Source organism: Pseudoxanthomonas sp. JBR18, assembly GCF_028198165.1.
GTDB lineage: Bacteria > Pseudomonadota > Gammaproteobacteria > Xanthomonadales > Xanthomonadaceae > Pseudoxanthomonas_A.
In genome coordinates, this window is sequence record NZ_CP116339.1 from 3,386,763 (window position 1) to 3,405,870 (window position 19,108).

General features: G+C 66.9%; 16 protein-coding genes and 1 tRNA gene. 11 read left to right on the forward strand and 6 right to left on the reverse strand.

Annotation, left to right across the window (positions count from 1 at the left end; all coding sequences use genetic code 11):
• Positions 1 to 178 precede the first annotated feature (178 nt).
• Positions 179 to 255, reverse strand: a tRNA-Pro gene (locus PJ250_RS15300).
• Positions 256 to 408: 153 nt separating this feature from the next.
• On the opposite strand from PJ250_RS15300, the gene hisS reads away from it, so the two are divergent.
• A complete protein-coding gene (gene hisS / locus PJ250_RS15305; RefSeq protein ID WP_271645419.1) occupies positions 409 to 1,791 on the forward strand; it encodes a histidine--tRNA ligase in 1,383 nt (460 codons plus the stop codon).
• Positions 1,792 to 1,875: 84 nt separating this feature from the next.
• On the opposite strand, the gene PJ250_RS15310 is transcribed toward hisS, so the two are convergent.
• On the reverse strand, positions 1,876 to 2,988 hold the full coding sequence (locus PJ250_RS15310; RefSeq protein ID WP_271645420.1) for a hypothetical protein: 1,113 nt from the start codon (positions 2,986 to 2,988) through the stop codon (positions 1,876 to 1,878).
• Positions 2,989 to 3,050: 62 nt separating this feature from the next.
• Positions 3,051 to 4,331, reverse strand: coding sequence for a hypothetical protein (locus PJ250_RS15315; protein ID WP_271645421.1), 1,281 nt, complete (start codon positions 4,329 to 4,331; stop codon positions 3,051 to 3,053).
• 154 nt (positions 4,332 to 4,485) lie between these two features.
• On the opposite strand from PJ250_RS15315, the gene PJ250_RS15320 reads away from it, so the two are divergent.
• The 10 genes from PJ250_RS15320 to PJ250_RS15365 all read left to right on the forward strand — a co-directional run bounded on the left by PJ250_RS15320 (position 4,486) and on the right by PJ250_RS15365 (position 13,965).
• Positions 4,486 to 4,809, forward strand: a complete 324-nt coding sequence (locus tag PJ250_RS15320; protein ID WP_271645422.1) for a YerC/YecD family TrpR-related protein — start codon at positions 4,486 to 4,488, stop codon at positions 4,807 to 4,809.
• Positions 4,810 to 4,820: 11 nt separating this feature from the next.
• Positions 4,821 to 5,735 (forward strand): ATP phosphoribosyltransferase, encoded by a 915-nt coding sequence (gene hisG / locus PJ250_RS15325; protein WP_271645423.1) that lies wholly within the window; start codon positions 4,821 to 4,823, stop codon positions 5,733 to 5,735.
• Positions 5,732 to 7,063 carry a histidinol dehydrogenase gene (gene hisD, locus PJ250_RS15330; RefSeq protein ID WP_271645424.1) on the forward strand — a complete coding sequence of 444 codons (1,332 nt, stop codon included), beginning with the start codon at positions 5,732 to 5,734 and terminating at the stop codon, positions 7,061 to 7,063. The genes hisG and hisD overlap by 4 nt, the downstream gene beginning before the upstream one ends.
• Entirely contained in the window at positions 7,060 to 8,163 is a 1,104-nt protein-coding gene (hisC, locus tag PJ250_RS15335) for a histidinol-phosphate transaminase (protein WP_271645425.1), read from the forward strand. The genes hisD and hisC overlap by 4 nt, the downstream gene beginning before the upstream one ends.
• On the forward strand, positions 8,160 to 9,236 hold the full coding sequence (gene hisB / locus PJ250_RS15340) for a bifunctional histidinol-phosphatase/imidazoleglycerol-phosphate dehydratase HisB (RefSeq protein ID WP_271645426.1): 1,077 nt from the start codon (positions 8,160 to 8,162) through the stop codon (positions 9,234 to 9,236). Before hisC ends, hisB begins: the two co-directional genes overlap by 4 nt.
• Positions 9,236 to 9,835 (forward strand): imidazole glycerol phosphate synthase subunit HisH, encoded by a 600-nt coding sequence (gene hisH / locus PJ250_RS15345; RefSeq protein ID WP_271645427.1) that lies wholly within the window; start codon positions 9,236 to 9,238, stop codon positions 9,833 to 9,835. Before hisB ends, hisH begins: the two co-directional genes overlap by 1 nt.
• A 22-nt stretch (positions 9,836 to 9,857) precedes the next feature.
• The gene (gene hisA / locus PJ250_RS15350) at positions 9,858 to 10,616 is read left to right on the forward strand and encodes a 1-(5-phosphoribosyl)-5-[(5-phosphoribosylamino)methylideneamino]imidazole-4-carboxamide isomerase (protein ID WP_271645428.1); all 759 of its coding nucleotides are present in this window, start codon (positions 9,858 to 9,860) and stop codon (positions 10,614 to 10,616) included.
• A complete protein-coding gene (hisF, locus tag PJ250_RS15355) occupies positions 10,610 to 11,386 on the forward strand; it encodes an imidazole glycerol phosphate synthase subunit HisF (protein WP_271645429.1) in 777 nt (258 codons plus the stop codon). The genes hisA and hisF overlap by 7 nt, the downstream gene beginning before the upstream one ends.
• Positions 11,387 to 11,407: 21 nt before the next feature.
• Positions 11,408 to 12,091, forward strand: coding sequence for a bifunctional phosphoribosyl-AMP cyclohydrolase/phosphoribosyl-ATP diphosphatase HisIE (hisIE, locus tag PJ250_RS15360; protein WP_271645430.1), 684 nt, complete (start codon positions 11,408 to 11,410; stop codon positions 12,089 to 12,091).
• A 542-nt stretch (positions 12,092 to 12,633) separates the two neighbouring features.
• Complete coding sequence (locus tag PJ250_RS15365) at positions 12,634 to 13,965, forward strand: carbohydrate-binding protein (protein ID WP_271645431.1); 1,332 nt, start codon at positions 12,634 to 12,636, stop codon at positions 13,963 to 13,965.
• 170 nt (positions 13,966 to 14,135) lie between these two features.
• Here PJ250_RS15365 and uraD read toward each other — a convergent pair whose 3' ends face one another.
• From uraD to PJ250_RS15380, 3 genes are all read right to left on the reverse strand, one after another.
• The gene (gene uraD / locus PJ250_RS15370; protein ID WP_271645432.1) at positions 14,136 to 14,645 is read right to left on the reverse strand and encodes a 2-oxo-4-hydroxy-4-carboxy-5-ureidoimidazoline decarboxylase; all 510 of its coding nucleotides are present in this window, start codon (positions 14,643 to 14,645) and stop codon (positions 14,136 to 14,138) included.
• Complete coding sequence (gene puuE / locus PJ250_RS15375; protein ID WP_271645433.1) at positions 14,642 to 15,577, reverse strand: allantoinase PuuE; 936 nt, start codon at positions 15,575 to 15,577, stop codon at positions 14,642 to 14,644. Before puuE ends, uraD begins: the two co-directional genes overlap by 4 nt.
• A 156-nt stretch (positions 15,578 to 15,733) precedes the next feature.
• Positions 15,734 to 18,754 carry a TonB-dependent receptor gene (locus tag PJ250_RS15380; RefSeq protein ID WP_271645434.1) on the reverse strand — a complete coding sequence of 1,007 codons (3,021 nt, stop codon included), beginning with the start codon at positions 18,752 to 18,754 and terminating at the stop codon, positions 15,734 to 15,736.
• Between the last annotated feature and the right edge of the window lie 354 nt (positions 18,755 to 19,108).

The following is a 19,108-nucleotide window of genomic DNA, read 5'->3' on the forward strand; positions in this document are numbered from 1 at the left end:
CCAAGCCCCGGCGCAGGCCGGGCGTGCTGCAAAGCCGGTGCCTGCAGGGGCGCCGGCTTTGTCGCATCTGGGCGTGGAAGGGCAGGCGCGTGGCCGCGACGGCGTGGATCGTCTGGCGTGCGGACACAAAAAAACCGGCCAATGGCCGGTTTTTTCAGTCCCGACCAGCTTGAAAAGCTGGTCGGGGAGACAGGATTCGAACCTGCGACCTCTACGTCCCGAACGTAGCGCTCTACCAGACTGAGCTACACCCCGAAGGAGCCGCGCATTTTAGGGAACGCAGACGGGGAGGGCAAGAAGAATTTTCACTTTTCCTGCCGCGCCCCGGCCGAGCCTGGCCGGCCGGGCGCCGCAGCCCGCGCCAACGCTAGAATATGCGCCCCCCTTTGCATGTCTGGAGTCACCCGCTTGATCAAGCCGCGCACCCCACCGGGGGTCATGGAGCTGCTGCCCCGTGACCAGATCGCCTTCCAGCGCATGCTGGACACGATCCGCCGCAACTACGAGCGGTTCGGCTTCCTGCCGGTGGAAACGCCGGTGTTCGAGCTGTCCGAGGTGCTGCTGACCAAGTCCGGCGGCGAGACCGAGCGCCAGGTGTATTTCGCCCAGTCCACCGGCGCCCTGCAGCAGGACAACGAGGGCCTGCCCGAGCTGGCGCTGCGCTTCGACCTGACCGTGCCGCTGGCGCGCTACGTGGCCGAGCACGAACACGCGCTGGCCTTCCCGTTCCGTCGTTACCAGATGCAGCGCGTGTACCGCGGTGAGCGCGCCCAGCGTGGTCGCTTCCGCGAGTTCTACCAGTGCGACATCGATGTGATCGGCAAGGACGGCCTGAGCATCCGCTTCGACGCGGAGATCCTGGCGGTGATCCACGCGGTGTTCTCCGAGCTGCAGATCGGTGCGTTCACCGTGCAGCTCAACAATCGCAAGCTGATGCGCGGGTTCTTCGAGAATCTGGGCGTGGCCGACGGCGAGCAACAGATGCTGGTGCTGCGCGAGGTCGACAAGCTCGACAAGCGCGGCCCGGACTACGTGCGCGAGACGCTGACCGGCGAAGGCTTCGGCCTGTCTGCCGGCGTGGTGGAGCAGATTCTGGCCTTCGTTGCGGTGCGTTCCAGCGGCCATGCAGATGCGCTGGCCCAGCTGGACAGGTTGGGGCAGGGCAGCGAGGGCTTCAACGAAGGCATCGCCGAGCTGCGCGAGGTGCTGACTCTGGTCCAAGCCCTGGGTGTGCCGGAAAGCGCCTACTGCCTGAACTTCTCCATCGCCCGTGGCCTGGACTACTACACCGGCACGGTCTACGAGACCCAACTCAACGACTACCCGCAGATCGGCTCGATCTGTTCGGGTGGCCGCTACGAGAACCTGGCCAGCCACTACAGCAAGTCCAAGCTGCCGGGCGTGGGCATCTCCATCGGCCTGACCCGGCTGTTCTGGCAGCTGCGCGAGGCCGGCCTGCTGGTCGATGCCGAGGTCAGCAGCGTGCAGGCGCTGGTGGCCCTGATGGACGAATCCCAGCTGCCCGAGTCGCTGGACATCGCCCAGCGCCTGCGCGCCGGTGGCATCAACACCGAAGTGCAGATGGAGCCGAAGAAGCTCGGCAAGCAGTTCCAGTACGCCTCGCGTGCCGGCATCCGCTTCGTCGCCCTGGCCGGCGAGGACGAACTGGCGCGCGGCGTGGTCACGGTCAAGGACCTGATGCGCGAACAGCAGTTCGAAGTGCCGCGCGACGAACTGGCCACCACGCTGCGCGTGGAGCTGGCGCAGGTCAGCGCGCTGGCGGGGCGCTAGCTTGGACTGACGTTGAGAAACAAGAGGGCGCCGATGGGCGCCCTCTTTGTTCTGGCTGCCACAAGGTGTGCGTCGCGCGGACGTTCAAGGCAAGTCATGACGCTGCAGGAGGGCGGTCAGGGCTTCGGCGGCATCTGGCCAATGCTGCGCCTGCTCCAGCACCTCGCCGTTTTCGATCACCAGCAGGATGGGGTGATACCAGTCGTTCAGCGACAGGTCGGAGCGGTCTCCGATCGGCCATGCAGGCGTCCTGGGATGACGCAGATCCCAGGGCGCGCGTGCATCGAGGGGCTCGCCGCCAAGCGGCAACGTCAGCCAGCCGCCGAAGTGTCGGAGTGCCGGCTGCCATTGCGGCGCGTGCAGCATCAGCGCGAGCGCTTCGGCCTCTGCGGAAGAGGTAATGGCCGCACAGATCCACCACCGGCGCGCAGCCAGGTCGAGGTTTTCGCGCTGCAATATCTGTTCACCCGCCTCGACGATGGGCCTCCAGGCGCTGGGAGCCCGATGCGCTGTGCGTGCATCGCGCAGGCGCGGGAGGATAGGGAGCCCGGCCTTAGGGTGTCGCGCACTCAGCTCCCGGGCCTGCTCTGCGCAGCCAGCGCGCAGGAGGGCGCATTGGGCCATGCGCAGGCGCGCAGGCGTGGCCATGCGGCGTGCTTCGATCGCGGCCAGCGCATTGAACAGCAGCGGGCGTCGATCGCCACCGGTGAAAACGCAGTCCATCTCCATGTGGCAGGCGGCGACGAAGGCCGCCAGCAGATTCTCCTTGTGCAACTGGCGCAGCGTCTGCATGTCCCAGGGCGACGCCTGGACGCCGTCGATGATGAGGTTGTCGAGCGGGCCTGCCGGCTCAGGCCCGTCGTTCGGTGCTTCCCGGGTGAAGAGGAAGGATCCGCGGGTCTGGCTGGCATGGCGATGAGGGCGGGTGGACTGCTCGGCGAGCGTCTGTTCCAAGGTTGAATGCTGTTCCACGGGTGTCACCGAAAAGAGGATCTGCCGGAGCAGGTCCTGCATCGCGGCTTCGGGCAGCACATGGTGCAGTTCATCCAGGCTGAAGCCTGCGAGCTGGTCGCCCTCGAACTGCAGCTGCATGAGGAAGCGTTGCTGCGCGGCCGGACGCAGGCGCGAGAAGGCCTCGGCGGCCATCGGGAAATTTGCGAGCCAGCGTTGGCAGCGGGCGACGTGGTGCTCATCCATGGCGTGACGCTCCTTGTCCGTGTGACGGGCGGCGGCTCGGGCGCCGCCGCACGGCACCAAGGTCAGGGTTCCTGCGTGGCCTGTTTGTCCCCGGTGGTCATCAGGCCGTGGCGGCGGAGCATCTTTACCAGCGCCACGCGATTCTCCGGCGCGGCACGAAAAGACCCGCCAGTCTGGTCTACCACCTTGCCGTCTTTGACGATGGCATAGGTCGGCATGTCCCAATCGGGGAACATGTCCCAGTCGCTCTGCTTGGTGATCAGATGCATCGGCGTGTTCGGGAACTTCGTATTCCATTCTTTCCACACGCCAATGCTTTCGATGCCCGGGGGTTGGCCGAGCCAATGCGCATGCGCCGCAAACACGGGGCCAAGATCGGGATCGGCTTCGATGTCCTGCGCCGCGTCCACGGAAAAGTGACAACCCGCGAGGACCAGGATCTGCGTCTGGGACAAATCCGGAGACTCGGCGGTCATGCTCGCCTCGTCATCGGACAGGCGCCACCAGCCGGGCCCATCCGCGAGCTGTGAAACAGGCGTGGTCACGGCGGGAATGGCTTCAAGTTCGATCGAGGGATGCTTTGCTGCCAGTGCGCGAGCGTCGTCCATTCGACCGCTGGTCAGCAGCGCGCGTTGCGCGTCCTGTATCAATTCTCGACTCTCCAGACCGCGCTGCTCAAGTTGCGGAATCAGCGTGAAGAGATCCTGGGTCGAGGCTTCGCTACTGCTGCCAGTGGCTGCGTTGGCCGATGCGCGCGCAAGGATCAGCAGGTCCGGTTTCGAAAGTTCGTCGGCACGTGCGATCAGCGTCTCGGGGAACTGCTTTCGATAGATTTCGCCGATGTGTCGCGCGCGACGCAGGAAATCTTCTCTGCGGGTCTGATCGACAAGGGCGTTGTACTTGGTATAGCGCTGGTCGATCTCGCTGGGATGTTCCTTGTCGCCACGCCAGTCGAGGGGCGCAGGCTCGGTTCTGAGCCGCGTGGCGATTGGGTCATCGCCGAGGCCGATCAGATCGAAGACGGCCTTGGCCTGCTGTTGATCCAGCTCCCAGACCAGGTCCTCGGGTGCAACCGAGAAAATGCCACGTTCGGTGAATGTCAGGCCGCCCAGGAATCTTTCCCTGCCGCCGGCGGTGAAAGCATCGAATGGGGCGGCTTTGTCGGGGTTGGCCCTGAGCCAGGCTTCAAACCTGGAGCGACTGTCCAGCGGCGGCTGTGACGATGTTGGCGCGCTGGATGAAGGGGGCTGTTCGGATGCGTAAGTGTGGGCCGCAGCGCCCTGGCTGAGTAACACCCCCGCCAGCAGCGCGGACGAAAGCACGGTAGGACGGAAAGCACGCATTGACAGACTCCTTGTCGCAGATGGGCCGGCGGCGCCGGTGCCTCGGGCGATCCTAGCGCGGACCGGGCCGGGATTCATCCGGCGTGTCGGTCCGCAGTTGTCCGCGGCGTCGGCTTGTGCTAATGTGATAGCGCGTTAATACATTGAGACATCCATGAAGCGCCGCCCCGAGATCGATGAGAAGACCGCCAGCTTGGCCCAGCAGTCGCTGGCCCGCGCGCTGGCGGGCCTGTCCAAGCCGGAGGAGGTGCGTGCGTTCCTGGTGGACTTGTGCACGCCTGCCGAGCTGGAGGCCATGGCCGACCGCTGGCGCGTGGTGCCCCTGCTGCTGAAGGGCGTGCCATATCGCGAAATCCACGAGCTGACCGAGGTCAGCGTCACCACCATCGGGCGCGTCGCGCGCACGCTGGAGACCGGTACCGGTGGCTATGCCGCCGCCCTGCGCCGCCAGCAGACACGTACCGCCGCCTCTCACTGAAGTTTCCTGCCATGCCTCCCATCGTTGCCAACGCGACGCGTGATCGTCTGCGTATCGCCATCCAGAAATCCGGCCGTTTGGCCGAACCGGCGCGCAGCCTGCTCGCCGCGTGTGGCCTGAGTTGGCGCGAGAGTCGCGACAAGCTGTTCTGTTATGGCGAATCGCTGCCGGTGGATCTGCTGCTGGTCCGCGATGACGACATCCCCGGCCTGATCGCCGACGGCGTATGCGATTACGGCATCGTCGGGCGCAACGAGCTGGACGAACAGGCCAACGCGCGCGCCGAGATCGGCCTGCCGCAGGCCTACCGCGAAGTGCGCGCCATGGGCTTTGGCGGCTGCCGGCTGATGCTGGCCATCCCGGAGAGCTGGGAGTGGAGCGGCCCGCAGCAGCTGCAGGGCCTGCGCATCGCCACCAGCTATCCGGCGATCCTGCGCCAGTGGCTCACCGCGCAGGGCGTGGACGCCTCGGTGGTGGAGCTCTCCGGCTCGGTGGAGATCGCGCCCAAGCTCGACACCGCCGACCTGATCTGCGACCTGGTGTCCAGCGGCGCCACGCTGCGCGCCAACCAGCTCAAGCCAGTGGAAACCCTGCTGGAGAGCCAGGCGGTGCTGGCCGGGCCGACGCGCAAGTTCGACGATGCCCGCGCCGACCTGTCGGCCATGCTGCTGCGGCGCATGGACGGGGTGCTCAAGCTCAAGGACAGCAAGCTGCTGATGTTCCGCGCCGCGCCGGACACCGTGCCGGCCTTGACCCGCCTGCTGGCCGATGCCGAGCCGCTGGTGCAGCTGCCGGGCGAGCACGCCGAGGGCATCTCGCTGCAGACCATGTGCCACACCGCCATAAGCTGGCAGCAGTTGGAGGAACTGGAACGCGCCGGCGCACGCGGTCTGATGGTCCTGTCCGTGGAGCGCTCGCTGGCATGAACGCCTCGCTCAAATCCGAATCCCTCAGCGTCCAGCGCATCGTCTGGGCCGCACTGGATGCGCAAGCACAAACCCAGACGCTGGAGCGCCCGGCGCAGACGGTCGCGGCCGAGACGCGCCGCACCGTCGCCGCGTTGATCGACGAGGTCCGCAGCGGTGGCCTGGAAGCGCTGCGCGCCATCACCGCGCGCTTCGATGGCGCCGCGCCCGAGTCCTTCGAAGTGGGCGAGGCCGAATTCGCCGCCGCCGAACGCGCCATCGACCCGGCGCTCAGGCAGGCCATGGTCGAGGCCGCCGCGCGCATCACCGCCTTCCACAAGGCCGGCATGGCCCAGCCTTATGCGGTGGAAACCGCCGCCGGCGTGGTCTGCGAACGCATCATTCGCCCCATCGGCCGCGTTGGCCTGTACGTGCCGGCCGGCAGCGCGCCGCTGCCGTCGACCGCGTTGATGCTCGGCGTGCCGGCTGGGCTGGCCGGCTGCCGCGAGGTGGTGCTGTGCACGCCGCCGCGCAAGGACGGCACTGCCGATCCCGCGGTGCTGGTCGCCGCGCGCCTGACCGGGGTGGACCGCGTGTTCGTCCTCGGCGGTGCGCAGGCGATCGCCGCGATGGCGTATGGCGCCGGCCCGGTGCCGGCCTGCGACAAGCTCTTCGGCCCGGGCAACAGCTACGTGACCGAAGCCAAGCAGCAGGTCGCGCAGAGCGGCGCGGCGGCCATTGACATGCCCGCCGGTCCGTCCGAAGTGCTGGTGATCGCCGATGCCGGCGCCAACGCGGACTTCGTCGCCGCCGACCTGCTGTCGCAGGCCGAGCACGGCCCGGATTCGCAGGTGCTGCTGCTGTCTGACGATGCCGGCCTGCTGGACCGTGTGGAAGCCGCGCTCGAGGCGCAGCTGGCCGTGCTGCCGCGCGCGGACATCGCGCGCAGGGCGCTGAGCGCCTCGCGCCTGGTGCTGACCACGTCGCTGGACGAAGCCTTCGCCATCAGCAACCGCTATGCGCCCGAGCACCTGATCCTGGCCCTGCGCGAGGCGCGCCGGTGGCTGGACAAGGTGGAGGCGGCCGGCTCGGTGTTCCTGGGCGACTACACGCCCGAGGCGCTGGGCGACTACTGCAGCGGCACCAACCACGTGCTGCCCACCAGCGGCGCGGCGCGCGCCTACAGCGGCGTGTCGGTGGCCAGCTTCCAGAATTTCGTCAGCGTGCAGTCGGCCAGTGCGGCCGGCATCCTGGCCATCGGGCCGTCGGCGGTGACCCTGGCCGAGGCCGAAAGCCTGGAGGCCCACGCCAACGCCGTGCGCCTGCGTCTGCAGGAGGCCGCCCGATGAGCGCCCCCGATCTGAAACCACGTGACCTGCTCGACCTGGTCCGCCCGGACCTGCGCGGCTTTGGCGGCTATAAGTCGGCCCGCACCGAGGCCATGCGCGGCGATGTCTGGCTCAACGCCAACGAAAGTGCGTGGAGCAATGCTGCCGATGCCAACGCGACCTCGCGCCGCTATCCCGATCCGCAGCCCGCCGCGCTGAAGACCGCGCTGTCGGGCCTGTACGGCTGCGCGCCGGAGGAACTGCTGATCGGTCGCGGCAGCGACGAAGCCATCGACTTGTTGGTGCGCACCCTGTGCGTGGGCGGGCGCGATGCGGTGGTCGCCACGCCGCCGGTGTTCGGCATGTACGCGGTCAGTGCGCGCCTGCAGGATGCGCGGCTGATCGAAGCGCCACTGGTCGATGGGCCGGAGGGGTTTGCGCCGGATTTCGATGCGATTGCGAAGGCCGTGCTGGAGCAGGGCGCCAAGCTGGTGTTCCTGTGCTCGCCGGCAAACCCGACCGGCGCGTCGATTCCGCTGGCGCAGATCGAAGCCCTGCTGCAGACGCTGCAGGGCAGTGCGCTGGTGGTGGTGGACGAGGCCTACGGCGAGTTTTCCGACACGCCTTCTGCGCTGAGCCTGCGCGCTCGCTATCCGGAAGTCGCGGTGCTGCGCACACTGTCCAAGGCGCACGCGCTGGCCGCGGCCCGGGTGGGCGTGGTGATCGCCGATCCGCGCCTCATCTCGGTGCTGCGCGCCTGCCAGGCGCCGTACCCGGTGCCCACGCCGTGCGCGGAGCTGGCCGTGGCTGGCTTGTCCGCATCCGCCCTGGCGGCCACGCAGGCGCGGATCGCCATCGTGATCGAAGAGCGCGCACGGCTGGCCGCCGCGCTCTCGGCGCTGCCCGGCGTGCGCCGTGTTTACCGCTCCGACGCCAACTTCCTGCTGGTGCGCTTCGCCGATGCCGAACGCGCATTTCGTGCGCTGCTGGCTGCCGGCGTGGTCGTACGCGACCAGCGCGCCGCGCCGCAGCTGGACGACGCGCTGCGCATCACCATCGGCACGCCCGAGCAGAACGCCCGCGTGCTGGCGGCCCTGAGCGCACAGGCGGAGGCCGCATGAGCCAGAAGATCCTGTTCGTCGACCGCGACGGCACCCTCATCGAGGAGCCGGCCGATTTCCAGATCGACGCCTACGAGAAGCTGCGCTTCGTCAAGGGCGTCATCCCGGCGATGCTCAAGCTGCGCGATGCCGGCTTCCAGTTCGTCATCGTCACCAACCAGGACGGGCTGGGCACCGAAGGCTATCCGCGCGAGAGTTTCGACGGCCCCAATGACCTGATGCTGCAAATCTTCGAAAGCCAGGGCATCAGCTTCCGCGAGGTGCTGGTGGACTGCAGCTGGCCTGCCGACAAGGCGCCGACCCGCAAGCCTGAGCTGGGCTTGGTAATGCACTACCTGCGCGATCGCGGCATCGACCTGGATCATTCGGCGATGGTCGGCGACCGCGAGACCGACATCCGCTTCGCCGAGAACCTGGGCATCCGCGGGTTCCAGTTGAAGACCGCGCAGTTCGGCGGCGGATGGGACTGGGCTGGCATCGCCCATGCCCTGGCCGATGCGCCGCGCACGGCGAGCGTACGTCGTAAAACCAAGGAAACCGACATCCGCGTCGAGGTCGACCTGGACCGGGTCGCCGATCCCAAAGTCAGCACCGGCCTGCCATTCTACGACCACATGCTGGAGCAGATCGGCAAGCATGGCGGCTTCGCACTGGAGATCCAGACCACCGGCGACCTGCACATCGATGAGCACCACACCATCGAGGACACCGCCCTGGCGCTGGGCGAGGCCCTGAAACAGGCGCTGGGCGACAAGCGTGGCATCGGCCGCTATGGCTTCACCCTGCCCATGGACGAGACGCTCGCGCAGGTCGCGCTGGACTTCTCGGGCCGGCCATACTTGGTGTTCGACGGCAGCTTCCAGCGCGAGCGCGTGGGCGATATGCCGACCGAGCTGGTCGAGCACTTCTTCCGCTCGCTGTGCGATTCGGCTGGGGTGAACATCAACGTGCAGGTGCGCGGCGACAACGACCACCACAAGATCGAAGGCAGCTTCAAGGCGCTGGCCCGCGCCCTGCGCCAGGCGATCAAGCGCGAGGGCTCCGAGCTGCCCTCGACCAAGGGCGCGCTGTGATGCGCCTGGCGATGATCGATGCCGGTGGCGCGAATATCGGCTCGGTGCGCTATGCGCTGGGCCGCCTGGGCGTGGAAGCGGAACTGACCACCGATGCCGAGGTGATCCGCAGCGCGGACCGGGTGATCCTGCCGGGCGTGGGCGCGGCCGCGCAGGTGATGGGCCGGCTGCGCGAGCTGCAGCTCATCGAGACGATCAAGGCGTTGCAGGCGCCGCTGTTGGGCGTGTGTGTCGGCATGCAGGTCCTGTTCGAGCACTCCGAGGAAGACGGCACGCCGTGCCTGGGTCTGCTGTCGGGCAAGGTCGCCAAGCTGCCTGTCAGCCCCGGCATCCGCGTGCCGCACATGGGCTGGAACACGCTGAGTGCCCGGCGTGAGGCTTCGCTCACTGCCGGGATCGGCGCGCAGGACCAGGCCTATTTCGTGCACAGCTACGCCGCGCCGGTGAGTGAGGACTGCCTGAGCAGCGCCACGCACGGGCAGGAATTTTCCGCGGTGATCCAGCGCGGCCGGGTGGCGGGTGCGCAGTTCCATCCTGAGCGCTCGGCCGCGGTCGGCGCCCGCCTGCTGCAGAACTTCATTGAACACGGCCTGGCCTGAGGCCACCCCCGTAGGACGCCTGATGTCTTCCAAGCCTTCCTTCCAACTCTTTCCGGCCATCGACGTGCGCGGCGGACGCGTGGTGCGCCTGGCGCAGGGCGATTACGACCGCGAAACCACTTACGGCGACGATCCGCTGGCCGCCGCACAGGCCTATGCCGCGCAGGGCGCAAATTGGCTGCACCTGGTCGACCTGGATGCCGCGCGGGCCGGCGGCTACACGCTGGCGCCGCTGTTGCAGCAGTTGCGTGCGACCACGGGCCTGCAGGTGCAGACCGGCGGTGGCGTGCGCAGCCGCGATGACGTGGTCGCACTGCTGGAGGCTGGCGCCTCGCGCGTGGTGGTCGGCTCGCTGTCGGTGCGTGCGCCCGAGCAGGTGCTGGGCTGGCTGGCCGAGTTCGGCGCCGAGCGCATCACCGTGGCGCTGGATGCGCGCCAGGACGAGGCCGGTATCTGGCAGCTGCCGATCCACGGCTGGACCGAAGGCTCCGGCGTGGCCCTGGATGCCTTGGCCAGCCGCTATGCGCAGGCCGGCATGACCCACCTGCTGTGCACCGACATCGCCCGCGACGGCATGCTGACCGGGCCGAACTTCGCGCTGTATCGCCATCTGGTCGCGCTGCTGCCGCAGGTGCAGGTGCAGGCGTCCGGCGGCGTGCATGCGGTGACCGACGTCAGTGCCGCCAAGACCGCCGGCTGCGGCGGCATCGTGCTGGGTCGTGCATTGCTGGAAGGGCGCTTCACCCTGGAACAGGCCTTCGCGGAGGCCGCCTCATGCTGAGCCGGCGCATCGTGCCTTGCCTGGATGTGCGCGGCGGTCGCGTGGTCAAGGGCGTCAAATTCCGCGACCACATCGATATGGGCGATATCGCCGAGCTGGCGCTGCGCTATCGCGATGCCGGCGCCGACGAGCTGGTGTTCTACGACATCGGCGCCAGCCCGGAAGGGCGCTCGGTCGACTACGGCTGGGTGGAGAAGGTCTCGCGCCTGCTGGACATCCCGTTCTGCGTGGCCGGTGGCATCCGCAGCGTGGAGACCGCGCGTGCGGTGCTGCACGCCGGCGCGGACAAGGTCTCGATCAACACACCGGCGCTGGAACGCCCCGCCTTGATCGGCGAGCTGGCCCAGGCCTTCGGCGTGCAGTGCGTGGTGGTGGGCATCGATTCGGTGCGCGAGGACGATGGCCAATGGCGCGTGCGCAGCTATACCGGTGATCCATCAAAGACCCGTGCCGAAACGTTGCGCACCCTGGATTGGATCGAGCAGGCGCAGGCGCTGGGTGCCGGCGAAATCGTGCTGAACTGCATGGACAGCGACGGCGTGCGTCGCGGCTACGACATCGAGCAGCTCAAGGCCGCGCGGGCGCTGTGCCATGTGCCGCTGGTGGCCTCCGGCGGCGCGGGCCTACCGGAGCATTTCACCGCGGCGTTCAAGGACGCCGACGTGGACGCGGCGCTGGCCGCCAGCGTCTTCCACAGTGGTGCCATCGCCATTCCCGATCTCAAGCGCACACTGGCCCAGGCCGGCATCGCCGTGCGCCAGGCCGCCTGAGCGGTCGCAACAGGAACCGACATGAGTCAGATCGAAGCACTGGACTGGGCCAAGGGCGATGGGCTGCTGCCCGCCGTGGTGCAGGACGCCGACACCCTGCGCGTGCTGATGCTGGGTTACATGAATGCAGAAGCGCTGCAGGTCACGCGCGAGTGCGGCCATGTGACCTTCTTCAGCCGCAGCAAGCAGCGCCTGTGGACCAAGGGAGAGACCTCCGGGCATTTCCTGGATCTGGTCGACATCCAGGTCGACTGCGACGCCGACACCCTGCTGGTGCTGGCGCGTCCGAATGGGTACACCTGCCACCTGCAGCGACCCAGCTGCTTTCCCGAGGCGCCGGGCGTGGTGGGAGCCGCCATGGCGGCAAAGGACCCTTCCCAGGAAAGCCCAATCGCCGCCATGGCGGGTCCCACGGAAGGCATCGCCTTCCTGGGTGAACTCGACGCCCTGATCGCGCAGCGTCACGCACAGCGTCCGGAAGGCAGCTACACCACCCGATTGTTCGAGGGTGGGATCCGCCGCATCGCACAGAAGGTGGGCGAGGAGGGCGTAGAGACCGCCCTGGCCGCTGTCGCGCAGGACGATGCGGAACTGCTCGGCGAGAGCGCGGATCTGCTCTATCACCTCACCGTGCTGTTGCGCGCGCGCGGCCTGTCGTTGGGTGATGCCGTTCAGCTGCTCTCGGAGCGTCATCGGCCAGCCTGAGGCCGTGGCGACGACCCTCGTTTCTTCCCGTCGGAGCTGAAGCGCTGTCCGCCGCGGTGTCCCATCCCGGACATCCCGTGCACGACAGTGCCCCCCACACGGCGTTCCTTGCGCCGCGGCTGGAGTCGCGGCTGACCCTGGGCCAGCGCCCTCACTGGGCGCTGCAACAGGGAAGCGGTTTCTGTCTTGCGCCAGGACCGATGCGCGCATCGCGTGTCGGTGGAAGAGCGCATTGGTGGGTCTCGATCGCGCCATTTGAAGACCTGCATCGCCTTGTCTGCAGCGCGTTGTGGGTCAATCGCTTGGGTCGACCGACGCCTTTGTGGTCTTGCGCGTGGTCATTGGGACCGTGCACTCAGTTTCAGTTTCTCTCCGTTGACAACGTTGTCTTCGCTCGTGGACGGTGCAGTGGCGGTCGTCGACACGCGTCGGCCATCGCAGCCACGCAGTCCGGATGTCTGCTGGAGCCTCGACGGGAGCGGCAGGCCAACTACGTCACGGCATGGGGCATGCGCCACCGTGCCACCCAATGGAGAGAGACGATGACCCTCAGGAAATCCACCTTGTGGTCCGTAGTCACCGCAGGCACATGCACCAGCCTGATCGGCAGTCTGGCCACCGCAGCCGCGCTTTCGGTCCTACCCATCGCCCCGGCCCATGCCCAGACCGCCTGCGCGCCGGCCTGGAGTGCGGGCACGGTCTATACCGGTGGCAACACCGCCAGCGAAAACGGCATCAACTATCTGGCCAACTGGTGGACCCAGGGCGACGAGCCAGCTACCCACAACGGAGGTGCCGGCTCCGGCCAGCCCTGGACGTCGCAGGGCAGCTGTTCCGGCGGCGGCGATGATGGTGGCGGCGACACGGGCGGCGGGGACGACGACGGCGGCAATGGCGGCACGCCGACCAATCCGAGCTACGAGAGCTTCGTTTTCAGCCCGTACAAGGACATCACCATCAACCTCAACTGGAACAACAACGTGATGCAGACCAAGGTGACCGGCAGCGCCATTCCGGTCGCCGGTGCCGGCAGCCTGCTGTCGACCCAGTTGAGCAATCTGGACACGCTGACCCTGGCGTTCGCCACTGGCGAATGCGGCAGCGAAAGCTGGGGCGGGGTCTCGGCCAACGCCTTCGCCAATGCCAACATCCCCACGCTGGACAGCAGCGGGGTGAACTACATCATCTCCACCGGCGGCGCCTCGGGGACCTTCACCTGCGGCAGTGCGGCGGGCATGAACGCGTTCTTGTCACGCTACGCCTCACCGCACCTGGTCGGGGTGGATTTCGACATCGAAGGCGGGCAGACGCCTGCGCAGACCGATTCGCTGATCGCCGCGGTCAAGGCGGTCGAATCGCAGTATCCGAACCTGCGCTTCTCGTTCACCCTGGCGACCCTGGCCGCTTCCGATGGCAGCTACGGCGGCGTGAATGCCCTTGGCGATCGTGTGATCCGGGCGGTCCAGGCCTCTGGGCTGCAGCACTACACCATCAACCTGATGGTCATGGACTTCGGCCGGGCGCAGGCGTCCAACTGCGTGCTGGGGAGTTCGGGGCTGTGCGAGATGGGGCAGTCGGCCATCCAGGCGGTGCAGAACCTGCAGCACACCTACGGCATCAGCGCCGACCACATCGAGCTGACCCCGATGATCGGGCGCAATGACACGGCCGATGAGATCTTCACGCTCAACGACGTGGACATCGTCTCGCTCTACGCCGCGCAGAACGGCCTGGCCGGCGTGCACTACTGGTCGCTGGATCGCGACACCCCGTGCGCGACCCCGTCGGACTACGCCTCGCCGATCTGCAATTCCTATAGCGGCCCTGCCGCGCTGGAGTACACGCAACGCTTCCTCAACGATCTGGGCTACTGAGTGGGCTTGGCTGCCAGGGAAGGCGGCCCTTGTTGAGCGAAACGGCGCGCAGCGATGCGCGCCGTTGTCGTGTCTCTTGTTGTTGGAGTCGCCATGGCGGCGATGAGGTTTTACGCGGGAAAGCCCGATCGCCGCCATGGCAGCTCCCACACACAATCGAAGTGCGAGCGCTATTCGGCGATCAGGTCGCACAGCCGCAGCAGGGCGATGCGCTCGATCTGCGCCAAGCAGGTGGCAACTTCCTCGCCGCGCTCGTGCGTCAGGCGGGCGCGCAGGGCGGCGATGACGCTCGCGCGGGTATGACCGCGCACGGCCAGGATGAAGGGGAATCCGAAACGTTCCCGATAAGCGGCGTTGAGGTCCAGCAGCTCGGTGTATTCGGTCGGGCTGCACTGGTCCAGGCCGGCGCCGCGCTGTTCGCTGGCCGAGGAAGCGGTGAGTTCACCGGCAATGGCGGCCTTGCCGGCCAGTTCGGGATGGGCACGGATCAGGGCCAGTTGCGCGGGCTCGCCGGCGTTGGCCACCACCTCGCACATCGCTGAGTGCAGGGCGGCGACATCGGCGTAGGGGCGACCCGCCGCCGCGCCTTCGGCCACCCATGGCGAATGCTCGAAGATGCCGCCCAGCGCGGTGATGAAGTCCGTCTCCGGCAGGGCGTTGAGTTCGGTCAGTGTAGTCATGCGGATTCTGCCTTGAACGGATGGCGCTGCTGCCAGTGCCGGGCGATGTCGATGCGCCGGCACACCCAGACCTTGTCGTGCCGGGCGAGATGGTCGAGGAAGCGCTGCAGGGCGACAAAGCGCCCCGGTCGCCCGAGCAGGCGGCAGTGCATGCCGATCGAGAGCATCTTCGGTGTGTCCTCGCCCTCGGCGTAGAGCACGTCGAAACTATCGCGCAGGTAGGTGAAGAAGTGATCGGCGGTGTTGAAGCCCTGCGGCGTGGCAAAGCGCATGTCGTTGCTGTCCAGCGTGTAGGGCACCACCAGGTGCGGCTTGTGTTCGCCGCCCGAGGTTTCTACCTGCGTCCAGAACGGCAGGTCGTCGCCGTAATAGTCCGCGTCGTAGGCAAAACCGCCGTGCTCGACCACCAGCCGCCGCGTGTTGGGACTGTCGCGGCCGGTGTACCAGCCCAGCGGCGCGCTGCCGGTCAGGCGGGTATGCAGGTCGATGGCGCGCGCCAGGTGTGCGCGTTCGGTGGCCTCGTCCATGTCCTGGTAATGGATCCAGCGCCAACCGTGGCTGGCGATCTCGTGACCCAGTTCGACGAAGGCGGCGGTCGCCTCCGGGTTGCGCTCCAGCGCCATGGCCACGCCGAACACCGTCAGCGGCAGGCCACGCCGCTCGAACTCGCGCAGAATGCGCCACACGCCCACGCGCGATCCGTATTCGTAGATCGACTCCATGCTCATGTGCCGCGCCGGGTAACTGGCCGCACCGACGATCTCGGAGAGGAACTGCTCGGAGCCGGCATCGCCATGCAGCACGTTGTTCTCGCCACCTTCCTCGTAGTTGAGGACGAACTGCACCGCGATCCGCGCGCCACCGGGCCAGTCGGCGTGCGGTGGATTGCGGCCATAGCCGGTGAGGTCGCGGGGGTAGGGCGTGGAGAGCATCGGCAAGCGCCACCATGGGGATGCGGACCACTCTAGAAACAAGTCCGCGCCTTGGAAAGCATCCCGTGCACGCATCCGCGACAAATGAAAACGCCTGGCGGGTGAGCGCCAGGCGTCTTGGTCCACATCAGGCCGTCGGGGCCGTGGGGGTGTGGCTTACCACTCGTACATCAGCTGCAGCCGGGCGTAGCGCGGCTCCTGGTAGTACTGACCCAGGCCATAGGTGGCGTAGTGGGTGGTGCCGTTCTGCTGGACCGACTCGTAGTGCTGGTACACCTGCAGCGGCTTGTCGTTGTTGAACAGGTTGAGGATCGACAGCTGCGCGGTCAGGCCCTTGATGGCCGCCGGCTTGTAGACCAGGTTGGGGCTGAGCTCGAAGGTCCACGGGGTGCGGCCCTGCGTGCCTTCGTCACTGATCTCGCCGTTGCAGTAGTGGAACTGGCCGGTGTAGCCGTATTCGGTCCCCAGGGTGCCGTAGCCACCGCCGAAGCAGCTGATCGGCGCTCCGGACTGGACCTGCAGATTGGCACCGACCTGCCACTCATCGCTGAACTTGTACGCACCGTACAGCTTGAAGCTGTGCATGTGGTCGTTGGGCAGGAAGCCATAGGCGCCTTCCATGATCTGCGCGAAGTCGAAGTCCGCCGTGGTGCCGGTGTCGTCCTGGCCGTTGTTGGACTTGACCAGTCCCTCGTAATTGCCCTTGCTCTGCGACCAGGTGTAGCTGGCGTTGACGTACCACTTGTCGGTGCCCTTCTGCGCGCTCAGGGTCAGCGCCTTGTAGGTGCGCTTGGCCTTCGGGCCCAGGGAGTCGGCCGACATGGTGATCGTGTCGGGATTGCCGTCGCCGTCCACGTCCACCGCGATGGTCGAGGAGCTGCCCGGGTTGTACAGCCAGCAGCCCGAAGACCCGTCCGGCGTGACCCACGGAGACGGATTGCCATCGCTGTCCAGGCCGGACCAGCCATAGCCATCAGCCGTGGCCGCGTCGTACAGCGCCTGCGAGGAGCAGCTGTCGTCGATGGCGTTGTGGATCTCGCGGTAGGTGCCCTTGGCGCCCAGCACCCAGCCATCCATGAAGGCATTGTCGCTGGTCAGACGGTGCTCGAAGCCCAAGATCGCTTCATCCTGCGTATAAGGCTTGAGCCCCTTGCTGGCGGCCGAGGACGCCGACGGCGTGGTGCCGTTTTCGCCGTTGAAGTACACCGTATCGCCCAGGGCCACCGGATCGATCGGCGAACCATCGGCGGTCACCCCGCTGTAGCTGTAGGCGGTTTCCGAATAGATCGAAGCGCTGGCCCCACGCAGGGCGACGTTGGCCGCGATCGGCAGCGCATAGCGGCCCAGGTTGCCGTACAGGCGGCTGGTGCCGTCGCCGAACATGTCCCAGGAGAAGCCCACGCGCGGCTGCCAGATGTTGTCCTGCTTGACGAACACGCCGCCGGAGGTGTTGTAGTTCTTGAACGAGTCGTTGCGCACGCCCAACGACAACAGGAAGTCGTCGGTCACGTGCCAATGGTCCTGCACGTACCAGGAGTTCTGCTTGATCTCCACCGCGCCGCCGGTGGCGTAGATGTCGTCGTACACGAGCTGGTTGCCATCGCTGTCGGTGGTGTAGTCGTAGTGATGCCCACCCGAGTACGACTCGCCCTGCTTGGCGTTGAAGTCGTTGTAGTCGTAGCCAAAGCTCAGATCATGGTCGCCCAGCGTCCAGTCGAAGTCGGCACGGTAGTCCTGGCGCTGGCTATAGCCGTTGCTCACGCCCAGCGTGGAGTCCAGGAAGCAGCTGTTCTGCGCGCCGACATAGTCGGATTCGTACGACACGTAGGGGCAACCGGTGGCCGGCGCGTTGATGTTGCCGGCGTAGGTGGAGCGCGAACCGTCCGGCGACACCGCGACCTGTTCGCTGACCGTCTTCATCTTGCCGTACTGCAGCGACATGGTGAAGTTGTCGGCCAGGTTGCTGGTCCACTTCAGGATGCCGGTCGGGCCACCGCTCTTGGAGATGAGCTGCCCGTTGTAGCTGTCCTTGTAGGCCTTGTTGGCCTCGAAGCCGATGTTGCTGTAGTCGTAGGTGGTGCGGCTGCTGTTGTTGAAGCCGGTGAATTCCAGATGGTTGTTGTCGTTGAGGAACCAGTCCAACTTGACCAGTTCGTAGGGCTTGCTCTCGTTGTAGTCGTTCTGGCTGGCGGTGGTGCCGGAGGGAGAGGAACGACCGTCCCAGGTGCTGCCGGTGGTCTTGTTGTATTGGGCGATGGCAAAGACGAACAGCTTGTCCTTGATCAGCGGACCGCCTTCCCACAGGGCCCAGGTGTTGCTGTTGGAGCGGTTCTTGCTGAGCGGGCGATAGAGGCTGCCGTCGCCGAAGTATTCGTTGTCGGTATGCGCGGCCAGCGCGTCCGGGGCCGAATCCCAGCTGATGCCGCCGTGCCATTCGTTGGTGCCGCGCTTGACGTTGACGCTGGTGACGCCGCCGGTGGAGAAGCCGTACTTGGCGCCGTAGCCGCCAGTCTGCACGTCCAACTGGTCGATCGCCTGCCAAGGCACCTCGCTGAAGGACAGGTTGTCGTAGGAGTCGGTGATGTTCATGCCGTTGACGTAGTAGCTGTTCTCCGCCACCGACGCGCCGCCAAACGAGTTGAGGCTGCCAAAGTAGCCGCTGCCGGTGGCGGTGCCCGGGGTCAGCTCGGCCACGGCATTGACGTCGCGCGGCACCGGCAGCTCATTGAGCTGGCCGGCGGTGAAGGTGGTGCGCGACTCGACGCTGCTGGTGTCGATGTCGTTCATCACCATCGGGCGCTTGACCATCACCGTGGTCAGCGTGGTGGCATCGCTGCCATCGCCGAGGTTGACCTGCGCGGTCTGACCGGCCAGCACAGTGGCGCTGCCGGTGGAGACGGTGCTGCCGTCTTCGACCAGGGTGACCTGATAGTGGCCGGTGGGCAGGGCCGGCACGCGGAAGCGGCCATCGCTGCCCAACGCCACGGTGCGGCTGATGCCGGAGCTCGGGTCTTTGATCTGGATCTGCGCGCCGGCCGCGTAGGGCGCGGTGCCGACGATATCGCCGGAGGTGGCCTGCGCGAACGCGCTGGGGGCCTGGGAAAAGCACAGGCCCAGGAGCGCTGCGGCCAGCGCGTTGCGCTTGAGGGAGCGGGAAGAGGAGGGAGCGTGGCGCATGAGATGCCTTCAGGTTCTTCGACAAAAGCCCACCCGCACGGATCGCATTGGATCCGCGTTGTGATGCGAGCGGTGGTCACCGGTGGCCGGTCCTGACATGCGACCGTGACAGCGGCTTGGCGCGTATTTAACGATTCGATTACACCGGGAATTTTTCATCCGGCACGCGACGTTGACCAAAACTGACAAACAAGACAGCTTGCCAAACGGGCCGTAGGACGCCTCTGCATCCCACGTTGCTGCCGCAGCGAGGCTCGGGAACACGCAGGCGGCATTCAGCGGCTTCCCACTGGAGCGCCACATGCCGGCACATGGCGTTCAGGCTCGCGGCGCGCGACGGATTCCTGGACAGCC